General features: G+C 41.1%; 15 protein-coding genes. 1 reads left to right on the top strand and 14 read right to left on the bottom strand.

All coding sequences use genetic code 11. The features are described 5' to 3' along the window. Positions 1-126 precede the first annotated feature (126 nt). From ACHEVO_RS10725 to epmB, 5 genes are all read right to left on the bottom strand, one after another. On the bottom strand, positions 127-1152 hold the full coding sequence (locus tag ACHEVO_RS10725; protein WP_394124899.1) for an AAA family ATPase: 1026 nt from the start codon (positions 1150-1152) through the stop codon (positions 127-129). Between the two features lie 42 nt (positions 1153-1194). Further along, the gene (locus ACHEVO_RS10720; RefSeq protein ID WP_394124898.1) at positions 1195-1653 is read right to left on the bottom strand and encodes a c-type cytochrome; all 459 of its coding nucleotides are present in this window, start codon (positions 1651-1653) and stop codon (positions 1195-1197) included. Positions 1654-1717: 64 nt separating this feature from the next. Continuing rightward, the gene (locus ACHEVO_RS10715) at positions 1718-3805 is read right to left on the bottom strand and encodes an EAL domain-containing protein (protein ID WP_394124897.1); all 2088 of its coding nucleotides are present in this window, start codon (positions 3803-3805) and stop codon (positions 1718-1720) included. Between the two features lie 310 nt (positions 3806-4115). Next, positions 4116-5873: a hypothetical protein gene (locus tag ACHEVO_RS10710; protein WP_394124896.1), complete on the bottom strand. Its 1758-nt coding sequence runs from the start codon at positions 5871-5873 to the stop codon at positions 4116-4118. Positions 5874-6242: 369 nt separating this feature from the next. Beyond that, positions 6243-7250 (bottom strand): EF-P beta-lysylation protein EpmB, encoded by a 1008-nt coding sequence (gene epmB, locus ACHEVO_RS10705; RefSeq protein WP_394124895.1) that lies wholly within the window; start codon positions 7248-7250, stop codon positions 6243-6245. A gap of 160 nt (positions 7251-7410) precedes the next feature. Between epmB and efp the strand changes: the two genes are divergently transcribed. Next, on the top strand, positions 7411-7983 hold the full coding sequence (gene efp / locus ACHEVO_RS10700) for an elongation factor P (RefSeq protein ID WP_394124894.1): 573 nt from the start codon (positions 7411-7413) through the stop codon (positions 7981-7983). A gap of 158 nt (positions 7984-8141) precedes the next feature. Here the strand turns inward: efp and ACHEVO_RS10695 are convergent, their stop codons facing one another. The 9 genes from ACHEVO_RS10695 to ssb all read right to left on the bottom strand — a co-directional run bounded on the left by ACHEVO_RS10695 (position 8142) and on the right by ssb (position 18739). After that, entirely contained in the window at positions 8142-9938 is a 1797-nt protein-coding gene (locus tag ACHEVO_RS10695; RefSeq protein WP_394124893.1) for a GAF domain-containing hybrid sensor histidine kinase/response regulator, read from the bottom strand. Between the two features lie 36 nt (positions 9939-9974). Further along, a complete protein-coding gene (locus tag ACHEVO_RS10690; protein WP_394124892.1) occupies positions 9975-10835 on the bottom strand; it encodes a tRNA threonylcarbamoyladenosine dehydratase in 861 nt (286 codons plus the stop codon). A gap of 100 nt (positions 10836-10935) precedes the next feature. Then, positions 10936-11892, bottom strand: a complete 957-nt coding sequence (locus ACHEVO_RS10685) for a TatD family hydrolase (protein WP_394124891.1) — start codon at positions 11890-11892, stop codon at positions 10936-10938. Between the two features lie 137 nt (positions 11893-12029). Next, positions 12030-12203 (bottom strand): hypothetical protein, encoded by a 174-nt coding sequence (locus ACHEVO_RS10680; protein ID WP_394124890.1) that lies wholly within the window; start codon positions 12201-12203, stop codon positions 12030-12032. Between the two features lie 204 nt (positions 12204-12407). Further along, a complete protein-coding gene (gene gspD, locus ACHEVO_RS10675) occupies positions 12408-14651 on the bottom strand; it encodes a type II secretion system secretin GspD (protein WP_394124889.1) in 2244 nt (747 codons plus the stop codon). Between the two features lie 77 nt (positions 14652-14728). Further along, positions 14729-15634 (bottom strand): type II secretion system protein N, encoded by a 906-nt coding sequence (locus tag ACHEVO_RS10670; RefSeq protein ID WP_394124888.1) that lies wholly within the window; start codon positions 15632-15634, stop codon positions 14729-14731. Beyond that, positions 15635-16462, bottom strand: coding sequence for a type II secretion system protein N (gene gspN / locus ACHEVO_RS10665; RefSeq protein ID WP_394124887.1), 828 nt, complete (start codon positions 16460-16462; stop codon positions 15635-15637). 229 nt (positions 16463-16691) lie between these two features. Continuing rightward, the gene (locus ACHEVO_RS10660; protein ID WP_394124886.1) at positions 16692-17015 is read right to left on the bottom strand and encodes an H-NS histone family protein; all 324 of its coding nucleotides are present in this window, start codon (positions 17013-17015) and stop codon (positions 16692-16694) included. A 1100-nt stretch (positions 17016-18115) separates the two neighbouring features. Then, a complete protein-coding gene (ssb, locus tag ACHEVO_RS10655; RefSeq protein WP_101204383.1) occupies positions 18116-18739 on the bottom strand; it encodes a single-stranded DNA-binding protein in 624 nt (207 codons plus the stop codon). Positions 18740-18962: the final 223 nt, after the last annotated feature.

The following is an 18962-nucleotide window of genomic DNA, read 5'->3' as shown; positions in this document are numbered from 1 at the left end:
GTGAAAATACCGTAAATAGTGAACTGAGTGACTTTAATATTTTTCTAAGTTATATAGCGTTGACTATGTGTAGAACTATGGTTCACCGATGCAGTTAATCAATACGGTCAAACAGCATATCAGCTGCTAAGCGACGACTGACACTTCTGCTAGGATACGTTGGGCGATGGTTTTTGTCGCTTGTCCACCAGTCACATGCGCGGGTACGAAACGCTGACCGAGGCGATGATCAGTGACCGCAGCAAACACTGCTTGGATATCTTCAGGGGTCATTTCCATATATCCCGATACATAGGCATGCGCTTGGGCAGCACGTTGTAGCGACAACACACCGCGAGGTGATAAGCCGTGATACTCTTGGCTTGCACGAGTTTTTGCAACCAGTCTTTGCAAATAATCCAGTACTGTATCTGCTACATAAACTTGCCTGACAGCGTGCTGAGCTAGTAGTACAGCTTCAGTATCAAGTACCGTATCCAAATCCTTGAGTAGCTCACGACGATCTTTACCTTTTAGCAGCTCACGCTCTGCGGCAGGCGATGGATAACCCAATGACAAACATAACAAGAATCTGTCTAACTGCGACTCTGGAAGCGGATAGACACCTGCTTGTTGCAATGGATTTTGGGTGGCAATGACAAAGAACGGCTGCGGCAAAGGATACGTCTGACCGTCTTGTGTGACTTGTCGCTCCTCCATCGCTTCAAGTAGCGCACTCTGTGTTTTAGGACTGGAACGGTTGATTTCGTCAGCAAGTAATAACTGTGTAAAGATAGGGCCCGAACGAAACTCAAACTGCTGTTTACTTTGATCGTAGATGCTCATACCTAAAATATCAGCAGGCAACATATCATTGGTAAATTGCACTCGGCTAAAGCTCAAACCTAACAACTGTGCCAAGCCCTGTGCCAAAGTCGTCTTACCCATACCAGGCAAGTCCTGCAATAATAAATGACCGCCTGCTAAGATACAACTGAGTGCTAGCCTAACTGCTTGCGGCTTATCCAATACAATCTGATTTAATTGCGCTAACAGCTGTGCAATTTTCTGCTGATTGTGTTGAAAATCAGCCGTACTAGGTATGGACTGGCTAAACGGTTTCGCTGTTTTCTGAAGGGTAGATAATGATCTATCGTTAGCTGCATGGGTCATAGTAGGTTATTGGCTCATTTTTTAGGTCATAACGATGATAAGTCAGTTCACATCATCTGTAAGGGTTGGTGCAGCGGCACGGAGCGTAGATAAATAAGCAATGATATCGGCACGCTCTTTCGCATCTGGCATCGGGTCAGACAGCATTTTAGAATCTGGCATGGCTTTTTGTGCATCTGCAATATATGGATCGAGTGTCTCTGCATCCCATACCCAACCTGAATTTTCTAGCCCTTCGCTATAGGTATAGTCTTTTAACTCAGCAGCAGGCGCACCATATATATTCATTAATTGTGGGCCCTTTTTATTCAGACCTGCATTACGTTGATGGCATTGACCGCAAGCATCTTTATAAATTATCGAACCGTTGTCCGCATCTCCGTCGGTATATAAGGGCAGAGTCACAGGAGCACGGTGGTCAGGTGGTGTTTTCTCACAAGCTGCGAGCAACAGAACAGCAGCCAAAAGACTGCTCATTTGATATTTATTAATAAGTGTCATTTTTAGCAATCTTTAGTTGAAGAATATTATCGCCATGACATAAACGATATGACATATTGGCCCTTTAACTCGCTACCTTTATTGTGCTACTAGGTTCTTCTAAATAATACCCTTGCAAATAGCGTGCACCCACACTCCAAGCAACTGACATCGTTGCTGCATCTTCAATATAAGGCATGAGTACATCGACTTTGATATCATTAGTACGCATGATAATAGACTTAACCGTTTCTAAATTTTCTGCTGAACCAATGTCTTGAATATAACTGCGTGCCAAGCGTACCATATCAGGCTGGACAAAATTGGCAATTTCGATAGATTTGGCAGACGAGCCAAAGTTATTAACACCGATTTGACAATTGACATCGTTGAGCGCGGAAAATTGGGATTTGGCGACGGTTAAATGATCAGAGATATCTATTTCATTGAACTGTAGTGTTAATACACCAGCTGTACCGCCCACTGCCTTTATCAACTGACTGGCAACAATCGGCAATTTTTTATCAACTAATGAAGCACTGGTTAACTGTACTAACAATCTGGCTTCAGGATACACTTTACGTACATCATTAATTTTCTTGCAGGCATTAATAAGTACCCATCGATCGATTTTTTCTAATAGTTGATGCGTTTTAGCCACTGCCATAAACTGATCAGGGGTCAATACAGTATTATTCGCATCGGACAATGGTAGCCTTAGATACACTTCAAAGAAGTCGCTACGATCGTTGTTAATATCGTATATTGATTGGAATGATAGCTCAAAGCGGTTGTTAGTAATGGCATCAACCAACGATTCGGCAAGTGCATGATCGTCACTATTAGCATGTTCGCTTGGATCGTATATATGATAAGAGCCACCGCTATTAGAAGTTTCTACCATGATTTGACTCATAGCATCCATAGCACGTTCTAGTATGACAGTAGGTTCTGCTGTGTTCTTTTCAATTTTGACAATAGCAGTGCTAACCGTTGTATTCGTCGTACGTTTATCTACCTCAATAAACATATCCTTAATAGAGGAACCGATATGCACAGCCAGTTCTTCAAGTTCGCTTGCAGTCTTATTTTTGACAAGTATCGTAAACGCGGTATCACTAAAACGGCTAACATGACCATCAGGTACTAGCTCATCTAACGTATAGGCAACTTGTTTGACAGTCGTATCTATCCCTTGTAGACCTAAGCTACTTCTTATTCTACCTACATTGTCAAGCTGCACATATAGCAGTGCTGCTGTCAACAATCCTTGTACTGCCTGCTGATGTATTATTGCCATCTGCTCTTCAAAACCACGACGATTATCAAGGCCTGTTAAATTGTCTTTGCGTTCAGCGGCAGCCAAGCGTTTAGCGACCTCTGCACTATTATTATTGTTTTGTTGAATAATAATCTGAGTGACTGGCTCACCTTCTAATGTTGCCGATGCCAATTGTAACTTTGCTTCAAAAGTGCTGCCATCTGTCCGCACACTTTCAAAATTGAACTCAACGTCTTGGCGACTGCCTTTGTCAAATTGACGTAAAAACTGTTTAAATCCTTTGACACTATCACCACCCGAAATCAGATCAATAATAGGCACGCCTACCGCTTCATTCATTGATTTGAAACCGAATAATTGGAGATAGGGATCATTAGCAAAGATATGAATCCCTTCATCAATATAAGCAACCGCGCTCTTGGAGTTCTTAATCAGCACATTAGCACGTTGTTCTGCTTCAGACAGTACTTGACGTAAAGTTTTTAGCTCACGACGACTGCGCAAACTACTATGCTGTAGACAAATAGCCATGACGACAGGCATTTCTTGATCGATGGTGAGCGCTTTGACCATTGTGCCACTAATAACAGTAGGTAGTCCTTCCTCATTACAAGCTGTCGTCGCTATCTCTTCGTTCACTAGACAAATCATCGGCAGATCAATACTTTGCTCTTGTACTAGGCTCACTACATCCGTAAAGCTCATATCATAAGCCTTACCAAATACCAAGACATCCCACGGTTGGCGTAAGAGTTTCAATAGCTCTTCTTTATCGTCTAAAAAACCCAAATTCACATTATCGTAATAAGGACTCAATAACTGTACAAGACGTTCAGCGTAGAGCTGATCATCATTGATTACCAATAAATTCAAAAGAGATTGAGAGCGCATAGGGAGCCTTTTAGTCGTATTTTTATCTTGATACCTTACACCTTTCCTTCAGACTAGCCTAACATGAAAGAAGCACTAGGATGAAGTTCAGAAAATCTTATAGTATTGACTGAGTTTTTGGTTTAGGTTGTTTTTTTATTGTTAGGGGTATCATAGAAGTCAGAGTAACAACATCCGTCATTATAGACAATAATTCAGCCCGCTGCAGATTAACTTATGCCCCTTGTTGTCCACTATATTTTTGTTAAAAACCTGTATGGCTTCGCTGCTACCAACCTATCCATCTGCGTTTTGGGAACAAAGGTAAGGCCTAGAGTTGCGCTACCTCATATTGGCTAAACTCATCAGTCATCATCAGCCTACGCCCTAATCGTAAAGAGGTTTGTTTATTGCTGATACGCATGACGACTCTATCATCGATTTGAAAATAAGAAGGTGGCACTATCAACGTGCCAGTAGTGTTCAGCTTTTCATCTTTTCCAAGTATAAATGCTGGTACAAAATGGCGGCTTCTCGTTTTACTGCCCTCCAAACGTAACCCGCACGCTACAAGCTTATGTCCGAGTACCTGCCATTCTACTTCTAGATTTTTGGTATCTAGGTTGAGCCAGCGTACCACGCCTATTGACCAGTCAGGTTGAACCGTGTCATCAGAGCGGCAGACTAGAAGCAAATTCATGATATGTAAGGGCTTTGGTGCCGTTGTAGAAAAGTCAGGGTCAGCTTTTTCTACACTGAACCCACCTTTATTGAGAACAGCTTCATCAATAGAATCCTTATCTAGCTCACTATCTTTCGGTAACAGATTCAGTGTGCGATATGGTGAAAAATTATCATGATCATCAAACAACTCTATGGTTGCACTGTCGTAAACGCGTCTTTTGTCGAATGTATTGTATAAAGGGCGCTCTTCTTCTCTCAGATCTTTTATAGAAATTAGGTTAGCAAAGCTTTGTGAATGACTAGCATGATAGTGTATATCGCTGAAGTTAGTAATTAGTTTAGCATGCTGGGTGGTACTATATTTGGTTGGCAAGGTAAGTGGCGGCTGTAAGTAACGATAGCTAATAGTCATTGAAATAGTATTGAGTAAACTATACTCCACTCCTACACTACCTTCTTCTATAAAAGATCGCTTACGTGAATTGAAATATAGAACCATCGGCGTAAGCTCTATAAATAGACAATCATGACGATCTTCATACGGATTAATATTAGAGTTGGCAGTTAAATAACTGGGTGGGCTATTACTATGAAGATCAACAAAAACCCGTGTCTCAGTGGTTGGCTCCATTGTTGCAACCATATATTTAGCCCACTCAGGCAGTAAACGTTGTACCAGTAAGATTGTGGGCCGCCTCATAGCACGCACGTTCAATAAATGTTGTAAACAGATTTGGCAATATAATTGGTGGATATTATTTGCCTGATGTGTGGCAGTATGTATGCTAAGGTCAATATCAGTCACTTTTTGCTTATGCGCTAAATAGTACAACTGATTGATTCTAGACCATAGGTAATTTGATGGCTTTCGATAACATAGCGCCTCTTCACCTAATAGTTTTTGGTATCTTAATAGTGACTGATACGTCGCAATAGCGAGCGTGCTAGAAGGCTTGTTCTCAGTACTAAAATAGCGCTGCCAACCTTTGCTAGAAGAAAACTTTAACGGATCATTTGAAGATAAAACTTCACGACGTATAACTCTATCGTAGACCATAATAATCAAATAATGTAGTGATTGTATTTGAGCAACACATAACATTTGAGACTGATTAAGCGCACCTGTCTCATATATATAATGCTGCCTCAGAGTCGCTATCAATCGATCTGAAGCATCGATTACTGTAGCCGTAAGTTTAAGGCGTTGTTGGTCATCTATATTGGCTTCACGTAGTACTGTTAGTACACTTTCTAGATGTTCTGCTTGCTGCTCCTGAGTTTGCGAAGGTAACGTTGTCAATAACTTGAGCAAGTATCGCTCTTGACCGTTTACTGAACGATTTGATGACAGAGGTAGTGGCGCTGTAGAATTTAAATAATCTTTAAATATCGATAAATTTATCATCAGTATCTTTACTCTCTATTAGTCACTCTGAGGCACTCAGTAATATGCAGCAGTACAAATACATGTCTGGCATAAAAAATGTTTGTGAAGCTCGACTATAGAAAAATGATGCTATCTATTTATTGTGAGCCTGAATCTAGCAGTATGTTCTGACAATACCTGCATACTGGCAAAGTCTTGTATCTCACGTCATATGCTTTTTGATTAACTCGTATACCGAAAATTTATATTCCTTTTCAATCATATATCTATTTATACTTATAAAAAAGCATAAATCCTAGATTTTAGTTTCTAAAGATACTATCCGCATCTTTTTTTAAGAGCCGCTCTTTGTTTGCCAATTTTTCTACATTAATATAGTGCCCTACATTAGCTATTGCTGTAAATATCAATCGGCACTTTAAAAGGTTTATTCGGTAACTCTCTGACCAACTTAGGGACAAGATAACCTGGCAATGATGCTAGCAATGACCAATAAAGCTCAATCGCTGCTTGCTCACTACTATCGAAATGCGCTGCACCAGCCACCTTGTCCAACACATGTAAATAATATGGTAGCACGCCAGAAGCAAACAAACGCTGACTAAGCTTCACTTGCCCGTCAAGAGTATCGTTGACACCTTTTAACAACACGGCTTGGTTTAATAGCGTAACTCCAGCTGCTCTAGCACGTTGCAAATACTCAGCGGTTGGTGCATCTAGCTCATTGGCATGATTACAGTGAATCACCATGACAATATGACAGCGGCTTTGAGATAACCTCTCTAACAATGCAGCGTCCAAGCGTGCAGGTATCACCAATGGCAAACGCGTATGCAGCCGAATGGTAGTAATCTGCGGAAGAGACTCCAAAGTATCTAACCATGAAAACAAACGTCTATTGGTCACATTTAGTGGGTCACCACCACTCAAAATTACCTCATTGACCTCAGGATTTGCATTAATATAATTGATGATATTTTCTTTTGCATCAGCAGTAGGCATATTGGCACTATAGTCAAAATGCTGGCGAAAGCAGTAACGGCAGTGAATAGCGCACGCACCCGTAATCGTTAACAACACTCTCGACTCATATTTATGGAGCAAGCCTTTCACAGGATTTTGAGTGTTTTCGCTTAGCGGATCTGCTACGTAGCCTGTGACGTTAATTTGCTCTTGCTGATCTGGCAACACTTGTTTAAGCAGGGGATCATTACGGTCGCCAATAGCCATTTTTGCCACAAAGCCACGCGGCACACGCAGTTCAAAATGCTTAGGTACGTAAACTTCTGCACGCATTGATTCAAGCTGTAGGACACTCAATAGCTCATCAACAGATGTAATAGCTTCCGATAATTGCGTTTGCCAGTTTTTTTGTGTGATTAAATGGTTTATCATGACAGCCTATTACCTGTGCCCAAAATCCGATATTATACGCCCTTAGTGTCTAGCCTATCAAAGTATCCTCGTTAATCCGTAAATACTTGGCATAACAGAAAATTTTGGTACAGTCAGCCCTATGTCTTACTATTATATTTACAACCCCTAGGAGTTTCTTGTGGCAAGTTTTTCTACTAATGAATTTAAAGCTGGTCTAAAAGTGATGCTTGATGGCAACCCTTGTGCCATTCTTGAAAACGAGTTTGTCAAACCTGGTAAAGGTCAAGCCTTTAACCGTGTTAAGTTGCGCAATCTTCGTAGTGGCAAAATACTGGAACAAACTTTCAAATCAGGTGACAGCCTAGAAGCTGCTGATGTGATGGATACTGAAATGAACTATCTATACAACGATGGCGAGTTTTGGCATTTTATGCATCCTGAGAGCTTTGAGCAGATTCAAGCGGACAAAAACGCAATGAGTGACTCAATCAAGTGGTTAAAAGAAAACAGCAATGCTCTATGTACCATTACGTTATTTAACGGTGCTCCTCTGTCAGTCACGCCGCCTAACTTCGTTGAGTTAGAAATCACAGAAACAGATCCTGGCGTACGCGGCGATACTTCAGGCGGTGGTGGCAAACCTGCTAAATTAGAGACAGGTGCTGTTGTACGTGTACCATTATTTGTGCAACAAGGTGAAGTGGTACGTGTTGATACGCGTACTGGCGACTACCAAACTCGCGTAAACTAATATCGCTCTAAACATGACTGGTAGTTGATATTTACTAATACCTCTATCATCAAGAAAAAAGCTTAACCACCATATAGGCGGTTAAGCTTTTTTTATATTTATCAATCATAGTTTTATCGAAATGCTAATCAATAGTGCTAACAATAATATCTAGTAAGTTACTCCTCCTCCAATGATTGCTTCTGTATCAGCCAATACTGTACTAAGGCATTTAGCTGCTCTTGCTTAAAAGGTTTGGTACAATAGTCCTGCATACCAACTTTTAGATATTTCTCACGCTCGCCGTCCATTGCATTTGCAGTCAGGGCAATAATAGGCGGTAGTACTCGGGGATCATATAATTCATGCAATTTAATAGTTGCCTGCACCCCATCCATAATCGGCATATGATGATCCATCAATATCACATCATAACGGTCCGGGAATAAAGCGAAAGCCTCAATTGCCTGCTGACCATCCGTAACATGGGTAACGGTATGACCACTGCTGGTTAGTGATTTTTTGGCTATGATCGCATTGACAGCATCATCTTCGACCAACAATATATGACCAGACCGCTCATGCGTAGGTTCAATCATGGTCGTATCGTTAGAGTCTTGCCATGTCTCATACTTGTCTTCATCAATAGTAGTCAACGGTAATAAAACACTAAATGTCGTACCAACCCCTACTTCACTATTTACGTAAATGTGACCACCCATCAAATCGACTAGGGACTTACAAACAGACAGCCCAAGTCCAGTACCACCGTAAATACGATGGGTAAATTTATTTGCTTGGTCATAAGCGTCAAATATCGCCTCTAACGACTCTTCTTTGATACCAACACCCGTATCTTTCACTTCTATACACAAAGTCATGTTCTGACCAGTTTTATCGCCTTCTATCTTGCTTACTTCTTTTTCTTGACTCGTACTCACGAATTTTTTATCGATGTTATCTGGACAGTAGCAATTGTCCATATGTTTGACATCGATACTTACCTGACCACCTTCACGCGTGAACTTAATCGCATTATTGACTAAATTTGCGATAATCTGCTTTAGACGTACAGGATCGCCGTTTACATAAGGTGATAGCGTTTCAGTATAATGATAATCTAAGGTTACACCTCTTTGACGTGCCTTAATCGCAAATAAACTAACAACCTCATTACATAAGCTAGATAAATTCAATGGAATAGAATCAATCGTCATCTTTCCAGACTCAACCTTCGATAAGTCCAAAATACCATTAATAATAACCATCAAATGCTCATTGGAGACTTTGATGTTATCAACATAGTCACGCTGTTCGCTACTGAGTTCGGTATCGCCTAACATCTCTACCATACCGATAATACCGTTCATCGGTGTGCGAATCTCATGACTCATATTAGCCAAAAAGCTCGATTTCATCTCATTAGCACGCTTAGCATCGCGTTGTTTATCTTGTAATTTCAACGCATCTGCGGCCATCATTGCAAACTGCGCCAATATCTTTTCTTGTTGACTGCTAAAACTCTGATGTGGCTCAGTATCCATAAGACATAAGGTGCCTAGACGATACCTTTTGTTGTCTTCATTTAAAATGATAGGTGCACCAACATAAAATCGTAAATACGGAGCACCTATAACCATGGGACTTTGGCTAAAACGACTATCCTTAAAGGTGTCTAACACGATTAATACATCATCAGACAGTATCGTATAATTACAAAAAGCCGTGTTACGTGGTCCTTTGCTTACAGCCTCATCTTCACTACCAAATTGGCAGGCTGGCTTTAAATATTGGGTTTCCTCATCCATAAAAGTGATCGTGACTACAGGCACATCAAAAAACAGCTTTACGAGTTCAACAAGCCGATCAAACGCAGGCTCCTCATCTTCGTTGAGTACCTGATACTTTTTCAGCTTGTTAATACGCTCTGATTCATCTACTGCTACAGGGTAGCTCTGCTTTGGCGAGTTAGACATAGACAAGATAAACTCCATTAAATAATATCAGACGCATTAGTTACGACTCGTCTGTCTTATTAATAATTGTAATGCTTCACTCACCATAATCATCGCCACTACTGACGTAACGACCACTGCTGAGCCATAACCACCGCACTGTAGACCACCTGTTTGACAGCTTTTATCTACAATTGGCGGCTCTGTCGAATAGACACATTTGATACCAAATTTTTCTTTTAAAGCACTGTTAATGCCTTTCTCGTGGCGTAACTTGTTGCGTAACTTGGCAAGTAGTGGATCTTGATAACAGTCACGCAAATCACTTACTCTAATCTGACTTGGATCTATCTTACCACCTGCACCGCCCGCACAGACCAACTTTAGTTTATTAAAACGACAGTGTAAAGCGATTGCTAATTTAGCATTCATATCGTCTACACAATCTAAAATAACAATCGGTCGCCCTTGAGCAGTGGCAGATCTGACTGCTTCACGACTTGGTAGGAGTGTGGCGACATTATCTACCGTCAAAAAGTCATCGACTAAATTTAACATTACTGTGGGATTAATTTCTCTAATACGAGTTGCCATTGCTTCAATTTTACTTTGTCCAAATGTGCTGTCCAATGCAGGCAGTTGGCGATTGACATTAGACGCAACTAATACATCCAAATCAATCAGCGTAATCATTCCTACTGCTGTCCGAGCCAACGCCTCGGCTGCCCAAGAGCCAACCCCTCCTACACCAATAATGTAGACATGAGCTGCCGAAAAAGTATCAACCGCAGAGGTACCATATAGTGTCCGTGTACCTTGAAAACGACGATCGTACTGCTCATCCTGTTGGTTTAATCCATCTTGTACAAGGCTGTCTTCGTCGAATTCCAGTTGTTCAAATTGTCGCGTGTCACTCATAACAGATCAAATTCTCTTTTCAAATATTTTGGTTATCATTTATACGGCTAGTACTTTTTAGCTTCTAATTACAGCTATGCTTTTCTTATAAATAGCACAGTTACACTGAATAAGCCCATTCTACTTTCAGAGCATCACAGCTATTTTGCCATAATTGCTTGGCAAGTTTATCATGTGGTATTTCTAATAGCTCACTTAAGCTTGCCAATACCCATGGCAGATTGGCTGGTACATTCCTATTATGTGAATCAGTATCATCCGTTGTCTGACACATAATAGGTGTCATATCTGGACAATCCGTTTCAATGACCAAGCATTCGATGCCATGACTCTCAACTGCTACTTGAATAGCACGGCGCAGTTTTTTGGCATTCGGATTGGTAATTTGACCCGTAACACCAAGCTTAAACCCCAATTTTACAAAAGCCTTTGCCTCTTGTTCACCACCGCTAAAACTGTGGGCAATACCGCCTAATTTATGCGCATCGTATTTATGCGTTTTTAATATTGCGAGCGCTTCAGCATGTGCCTTACGAATATGCAGCATCACTGGCAGGTTATGGGCTACTGCTATATCCAACTGCGCCGCAAAGAACCTTTTTTGTTTAGCAAATACATCAGGCTGCTTCATTGCATCGGTAAAGGTGTCTAATCCAACCTCACCAATGGCTAATGGACGATTATCAGTTACTATCTGCTCAAGTTGTATCAAATGATCATCGGTATGCTGCTCAATATAAAAAGGATGTAAACCGAGCGCGATATGGGCTGCAATATCGCACTTATCTTGGTTGTTTGCTTTCGTCGCAGACGATTGCGACATTTTATTGATGAAATCTTGAGTATCGTACATTCGATCAAAATACTGATACAGATAACCTACTAGCACTAAGTGACGGACACCTTGACTATAAGCTTGCTCCACCTGTTGCCTGCGATCATGGTCGAATACTGGAGCATCAAAATGTGTATGCGTATCTATAAGAGGATAGACATTTTTTAAAGCTTCTCGAGCGTTTGTTCTCTCAGCATTGGTCGCTGATTCGTTGCCACACATTAATAAACTCCAAAACTAACTTTTCAAAACATAGAATTGAATAGTAAATGCTAAACAGTTTTTCCTAAATAAGTATTTTTATATAAGAATATTGCTATAGACGCATTTTTAATCTTCTACTTTTTAATTACTAGCTTCTACTTACTAGCTGCATTCTCACGAGCATCATTAATACTGCTCTCAGATACGGTATCATGGTTGTTTACTGTCTTCGTATTGTCCTTTCGACTACTGCGCCTAGGAATGAGTAATAGTGCAGTTGCAGCCACACTTAGTAAAAGCCATTTTTTTGTATTTTTATCATCTGTCATTTTAGCTTCTGATTTACTGTAGCGGAAAACATAATACGTAACTCATTATTTTATTAGTAACTAATATACTTAAATATAAAAGCGGCTATGTTTATCTGTGTTATGAATACGCAAGCTAATGTACGATGTAACTAGTATCTATTACATCGTACATTAATTTATGCCAGCTGAATCGCATTAACCGTTATATATAGAGCTAATATTTTAACGATTAAGAGGATAGGTCGTGATACCACTATTAGGACTATCTACTCTCGTAAAACCTTGCGAAGTAGATTTTGGCGCTTGATCACGTTTAGGGATAAGGGGATTTAGCGGCATGAGCTCGTAATCCGCACTGACATTACCATTCCAACCTTCAGTGCCGCTCAATGGTAGTTGCTTAATCGTACCGTTTTTATCAATGACCAACTGCAACACTCGCATTTGATTGAATTTGCGTTCAGTCACACTCGCTACCGCGCCGCCATCACGTAAGATAGTCGGCTGTAAAAAGATAATCAAATTGCTCTTTTGGGTGCTGTCATTGTCAGAACGAAAGAGTCTACCGATAACAGGAACATTGCCCAGTCCAGGAACCTTCTGTTGACGTGTAGTGGTGTTATCACGCATCAGGCCGCCCAAGGCAATCGTCTGCTGATCATCTGCAAGGATGGTTGTGTTGATAAGGCTTTTATTGGTAATCAATCCACTAGCATTACCCGTACTGCCTGGCACGACTGACGAGACTTCTTGCGATACCTCTAAACGTACTGTGCCATTGTCACCAATGTGGGGAATGACATTCAGATTAATACCAATGTCTTGACGATCAATTGTCTGAAATGGGTTGTTTGAATTATTGCCACTGGTGGTAAAAGAACCTGTGACAAAAGGCACGTTTTGACCAACCAAGATACTGGCTTTTTCATTATCCAATGTCAAAATCGATGGCATGGACAATAGATTAGCACTGGTAGATGAGTCAAGCGCCTGTAAAATAGCGCCATAAAACTCTGTATTGCCCTGACTGTCTTTACGACTGTCTCCAATTCCTATCAGTGCACCAGCAATAGAGCTTGCAGCAGCGCTAATACCTGCCGTACTCGTCCCTGCTAAAGCAGCCGCCGCAAGCGTCGTTGCGCTGGCTCCCACATTATTGAAATTGACCACTCCATAGCCACTATTGGCGTTACCTAGCGCCCACTGAACACCTAGCTGGGTGGCATCATCGCCTGACACTTCAACAATAGCCGCTTGAATCAATACTTGTGCACGGCGACTGTCTAATTGGTTGACCGCGTCTTCAATCTCGAACATTAGCTCGGGTGCGGCATTGACGATAACGGCATTTTGAGTTTCATCAGCGATAATACTAAACGGACGACCGCCCACTCCTGCGCTTGTTCCGCTTGTTCTGCTAGTCGACACAGCGGCCGCACTGCTACCTAGGCTATCGCTAGCTGCATTATTAATTGCGGCGCCTGTGCTACTTACATCATTTAGTGAGGCTGATTCTAGTGTCGAGGTCGCGCCAGCACTATTGATAGATTGATTAGCAAGTAAGCCGCGTAACATATCGGCGATATGACCAGCACTAGCATACTTTAAACGAAAGACTCGTAGACCGCTTAAACGTCTGGTCGGCGTGGTATCCAATTGATTGACCATTTCTTGGACTTTAGCAATCATTTCAGGACTGCCTTTGACCAGCAACCTATCGCTCGACGTATCAGCAATCACCTTTAGCTGATTGTTGCCACCTTGTGCTTGCCCACTACCCGCACTTGAGACTAAAGCGCTAATCAACTCCATCATACGTTCGGCATCGACGTGGCGCAGTGGTATCACTTGCAAACTATCATTTACATTACTGTCTAAATCACGGATAAGGGCCGTCAGTTGATTAAGGCTGTCTGCTCGATCGGACAATACTAGCGCATTGACACCAGGTACAGCGGCTGCGTGAGCCGACTGCGGCATCAATGGGCGAATAACACCTAATACTTCTGCAGCTTGGGTATTAGTCAAATAAATAACTCGAGTGGCGAGCGATTCGCCAACACTATCACCGCGTAAATCAACCGCCACACCAGATTGCTTAGCGATATTATCTGGCACCAGTTTTGTCGTCGTTCCCGATTCAATCGCAGCAATACCATTCACCTGCATCACGCTCAGAAATAACTGATAAATCTCATCACGGGACAGGGCTTTGTTAGAGATGACTGTAACATTGCCATTGATACGCGGATCGAGCACAAAGTTTTGATCTGTAATGGTCGCAACTTCATTAATAAAGGCTTTGATATCAGCATCTTGCAAATTGACTTTCCAGCTCTCAGCATTGGCAAGACCAATACCAGCAGCCCATAATGGCACTGCTAGACAAAGTGGACGACACAGGCGCATCAGACGCTGCAGGCTACAGTACAAAGGCGTGGCTGAAAAATTCTGAAAACTTACCATATTGATGATTACCTACAGTGATATTGCTTACTATGTGCTGAGTGTTTAGGGAGCAATTTTGCTAAAAACCTACCTTGCTAGAACTGCTGGCGAATCGTAATAACTTGCTCACCACGTTGAACCTCTATCTGCGCTTCACCTGCTTGCTGTACTTGCTGAAGTACACTAGCATCTTGCGCTGGGTTATTACCTACGCTCTGTCCGTTGACGGTCAGTACCTTATCGCCTGGCTCAAGCCCTAAACGATTACGTAGGCCAGCAGGCATCGCCGCTGTGACTTGATAACTCTCACCTGATGCCATCACCCCCATCCTACTTAGATAACTGGCAGGGTTTTCTTGCAAGGCCGTAACCGCTTCTTCGATAGCCGACTGTGGACTTTTTGAAGTGTCTGCGCCAGTTGTCCCTTCTGTCTCAGGAATAGCGTTTTGTACTGGTTGGGGCGCTGTAGGCAACATGCTATTGTTTGGCAAACGCTGATTGCTTATTCCGCTTGCTAGCATATCACTCTGGTCTAATGGCATCGCCTCTGGCATTTTAATAACGGTTTCTTTATCGTTAGCATCAGCGATAATGACTGAATTCCAATCAACAGCCACGAGCGTATAATCACTGTCCTTTAGTCCATCACCGATGCGGTAATTTTTGACTTCGCCATTGACATTCAATAAGGCGGAAGACATGCTCTCAGGTATGGCTAGTAGTACGCCTTTGAGCTCAATGTTGGGAGGTGGTTGCACGGCTGCGGTAACAGGATCGGGATCAGCAAAGATTGCAAACAAGCCACTATAATCGTTGGTGGATTTGGCATTACTCTGTAGAGGCGCTAAAGGCAATGCAGGTGCTAAAGGCGCTGCTAGCAGTAGCCATAAAAGACGAGCGGCTGTCCAGCATAGCCAAGCAATGGCTAACAATAATAGCCAAGCTGAAAAGCGATTGAGAGTATTGATAACAGGTTTTAGGCTTGCGGCGATATTAAGCATTTAGTTCGCCCCCAAACCAGCTAGCAATGGCTGGCGCACACTGACAACTGGCGTATCTTGAGGGGCTTGTCCCTTGTACTCAGGCATGTTCTCTAGCAAACGCTGCGTCAAACTGACATCGAGCATATTATCGCTATCGAGATACAGATCACCCAAACGCTTATCTTGATTGTTCAATAAATTAACATGCAGCAAATCTCTATTGTTTTTTTGCTCTGTACTAAGCTCAGCTCTTAGAGCAGGCATCGTAATATAAAAAACTTTGCCACCACTAGGATAGCCTACCTCACCACCAACCCAAGTCAATTGTCCATCCGCTGCACTAAATCCGCCAGCGTCTTTAGCAGGCTCACTATTAGATGCGTCACTTTTACCAGACTGACGCGTTAGCGATACATTATTTACTTGAATAGGGGTATTTGGCAGCTGCCAGTTGACCATACTAGCTAGCGTCTCAGGTGCAATTTTCCCACTCATGCTGTCAACTTGCCATGAGTTTAGCCCAAGTTTAACTTGCCCGTCCAAGCGTGTCTGTGCTGAGTGGATATTAACATCCACACCTAGCTTACCTATGAGTAACTGCCAAGGCTGCCATGACCATTCCGCCATACCTATGAGCGACGACGATGACATAGGCAACTGCCAAATAGCAGCACCCTGCCATACATTGCCAGATACATGCTGGACATAAGGCGTATCTGGCGCGTATTTCTCAAGTAACCATGCTGCTGGCATTTGCAACACAGCAAATAGCGCAAACAACACAAACCCAACTAGCCACCAGAGCTTACGGGGACGTTTATGAGAAAACTCAGATACTTGGGCCACAGTCGTACAACTCTTATATAAGACAAAAACGTCATTATCATAACAAACAATGGCATATAGATGACAGAAAAAAAGCCAGTATCTTTTTGCCAAAATACTGGCAGTAAAGATACTGGCTTTTATTTTCTCGAAAGCAGCTATATCTATCGCTAAATGGTTGTAAATACACCATTATAAATAGGATGTTCTAACTGGTTCACAGAAAGTAACTCTATAAGAAAACAGCTAATTAAATAGCGAAATCTTCGATATCACGACCTGCTGCTAGCGCTTCGACTAACCACGTTGGCTTACGGCCACGGCCAGTCCAAGTTTCACTATGGTCATCAGTATTACGATATTTAATGCTGCGTTTTTTCTCTAACTTTTCACCAGCTTTCAGTATTTCTTCAATCGTTGCATTGCTATCTTCTGCAATCTGCTCGAACTGCATATAGGCATCATACAAACGTTGATGCTGTTTTTTGGCGATAAGTTGTTGAGCGTTTTCAGTGATAGCACGTAACTCATCTACGTTCAAACTTTCTAAATCAATTGCGTTATTTTTGCTCATAATAAATCCAACTATAAAATAAGAGTGTGGCCTCTATTGAGGTATTTTTTTTCGTGAAATAATGCAGAGAACAAATCGTTCATTGGCCATTAAATCTATGTATAAAATATCATTAATTCTAAAGAGTATTTAATTCCTAATAACAACCCGAACAACACATTATAAATAGAAAATGTATAGCGATAGATGCTCATTGTATCCATTTTAAATAAATTTAGTTTTAGATAAATCTAAACACATAAGTCACTATTCTTTATATATTGCTATTATAACTTCGAAAACATTTTCTAATAATAAAACAAAATTCTAGTACTTTGACTACTACTAGAGTTTCACAATAATATTTCGACAAAAATTCACTGTTAAAGTAATAGAGATTTTATCGGAATTACAAATAATGCAGATTAGATCTAAGCTATATATACTAGAGTAGTAAGCCAATACACTATACGCTCAAATACTGCTAATCTTGAAGATAGTTCTGCATCAGCTCTGTAACTTACTATGTCGTTGCTATACTGCTTTCTGAAGAAGTTAACCATTTCATATAAAGACCTATTATCTAAATAGCTTTCGATTTATTAACCAATATCAAGTAAAGCTTTGGTTATTATCATCGAAATTTATTTTATTTATATACGATCAATATATTAACTATACGCCATATAAAGTCAGTATAGCAATTTTTAAAACTAAACGTCACTAATCATAATTATTTTTTGGTATAGACGGTCAATATAGAGTATAGAAGGTAGTAGGCATACTAGCCAATGAGATAATTAATAGTATTAAACCAGTACTAATTAAACTTAAGTTTAATCGTTTAAATATTAAGAGCGTACTAAATAAATTAAAAACTCTTTAATAAAAATTTAATTTAGCTACGTTAAAAAGCATCAACTGAATTATATTTCTGGATATAGTTAATCCTCTATAAAAGAGCTACAGCGTTAACCTCGCTTGAAGTATTACAGTTACATCTGCACTCAGTTGCCTTGTATCTCTTTTAAATTGAATCAACTATAGCAATCATTAAAAAAGCCCTGCAGTTGCAGGGCTTTTTTAGCATTTTTACATTCCATATATTATTATTGTATAAGTTAGAACGGAATATCATCATCTACAGGGCCGTCTGGCATTGCTGTAGGCTTAGATTGTGCAGGTTTCTGTGCTGGCTGATTGAACTGGTTTTGCTGAGCAGGCGCTTGATTGTTAAAGCTGTTCTGACCACCTTGAGCTGCTGGTTGATTGTAACCGCCTTGATGTGCCATCTGGTTATTGGCTTGCTGACCAAAGTTATTCTGGTTGTTTTGGCCACCTTGATTATTATAGCCGCCACTTTGACCCTGGTTTTGACCACCAAAGCTATCTCCACCTTGACCACCGCCAGTTTGACCATCGAGCATCTGCATTTGTTCAGCACGAATCTCAGTGATATAACGGTCTTGACCACTTTGGTCTTGGTATTTACGTGTACGCAAACTACCTTCGATATAGACTTTGCTACCTTTGCGCAGGTATTGCGCTGCGATTTCACCTAGACGGTTAAAAAGTGCGATACGATGCCACTCTGTCGCTTCTCTTTTTTCGCCGCTTTGTTTGTCTGTCCACTGCTCTGATGTCGCAACCGAGATATTGGTTACGCTACCGCCATTGCTGAATTGGCGTGCCTCAGGATCTGCTCCGAGGTTACCGATGATGATAACTTTATTGACTCCGCGCATGATACCGTCCTTTTACTTATGAATAATTTAATAAACTGTTTTAATCGTTATCTGATAGCATCATTTGACACTATCAATTGTATAATTTTACTTTAACCAATTTTTATCGAAATATCTATAGGCTACCTATGGTGCACGTCAGTCTATGTCGCTTAGATCCTCTATCTTGATATACTAGTCGATATTGTAGAGTTCAATAAATAATAGCTAATAGATAAATAGC

This window comes from Psychrobacter nivimaris (assembly GCF_043419765.1).
Classification (GTDB): Bacteria; Pseudomonadota; Gammaproteobacteria; order Pseudomonadales; family Moraxellaceae; genus Psychrobacter.
Note: the sequence above shows the minus strand (reverse complement) of the source record. Positions and strands in the feature narration are given on the sequence as shown.

Excerpts from the sequence above, each read along its gene's own strand:
- ACHEVO_RS10695 (WP_394124893.1), bottom strand. The coding sequence starts at position 9,938 with ATGTCTAACTCGCCAAAGCAGAGCTACCCTGTAGCAGTAGATGAATCA.
- gspD (WP_394124889.1), bottom strand. The coding sequence starts at position 14,651 with ATGGTAAGTTTTCAGAATTTTTCAGCCACGCCTTTGTACTGTAGCCTG.
- ACHEVO_RS10725 (WP_394124899.1), bottom strand. The coding sequence starts at position 1,152 with ATGACCCATGCAGCTAACGATAGATCATTATCTACCCTTCAGAAAACA.
- ACHEVO_RS10685 (WP_394124891.1), bottom strand. The coding sequence starts at position 11,892 with ATGTGTGGCAACGAATCAGCGACCAATGCTGAGAGAACAAACGCTCGA.
- ACHEVO_RS10715 (WP_394124897.1), bottom strand. The coding sequence starts at position 3,805 with ATGCGCTCTCAATCTCTTTTGAATTTATTGGTAATCAATGATGATCAG.
- ACHEVO_RS10710 (WP_394124896.1), bottom strand. The coding sequence starts at position 5,873 with ATGATAAATTTATCGATATTTAAAGATTATTTAAATTCTACAGCGCCA.
- epmB (WP_394124895.1), bottom strand. The coding sequence starts at position 7,250 with ATGATAAACCATTTAATCACACAAAAAAACTGGCAAACGCAATTATCG.
- ACHEVO_RS10670 (WP_394124888.1), bottom strand. The coding sequence starts at position 15,634 with ATGCTTAATATCGCCGCAAGCCTAAAACCTGTTATCAATACTCTCAAT.
- ACHEVO_RS10720 (WP_394124898.1), bottom strand. The coding sequence starts at position 1,653 with ATGACACTTATTAATAAATATCAAATGAGCAGTCTTTTGGCTGCTGTT.
- ACHEVO_RS10660 (WP_394124886.1), bottom strand. The coding sequence starts at position 17,015 with ATGAGCAAAAATAACGCAATTGATTTAGAAAGTTTGAACGTAGATGAG.
- ssb (WP_101204383.1), bottom strand. The coding sequence starts at position 18,739 with ATGCGCGGAGTCAATAAAGTTATCATCATCGGTAACCTCGGAGCAGAT.
- ACHEVO_RS10690 (WP_394124892.1), bottom strand. The coding sequence starts at position 10,835 with ATGAGTGACACGCGACAATTTGAACAACTGGAATTCGACGAAGACAGC.
- ACHEVO_RS10680 (WP_394124890.1), bottom strand. The coding sequence starts at position 12,203 with ATGACAGATGATAAAAATACAAAAAAATGGCTTTTACTAAGTGTGGCT.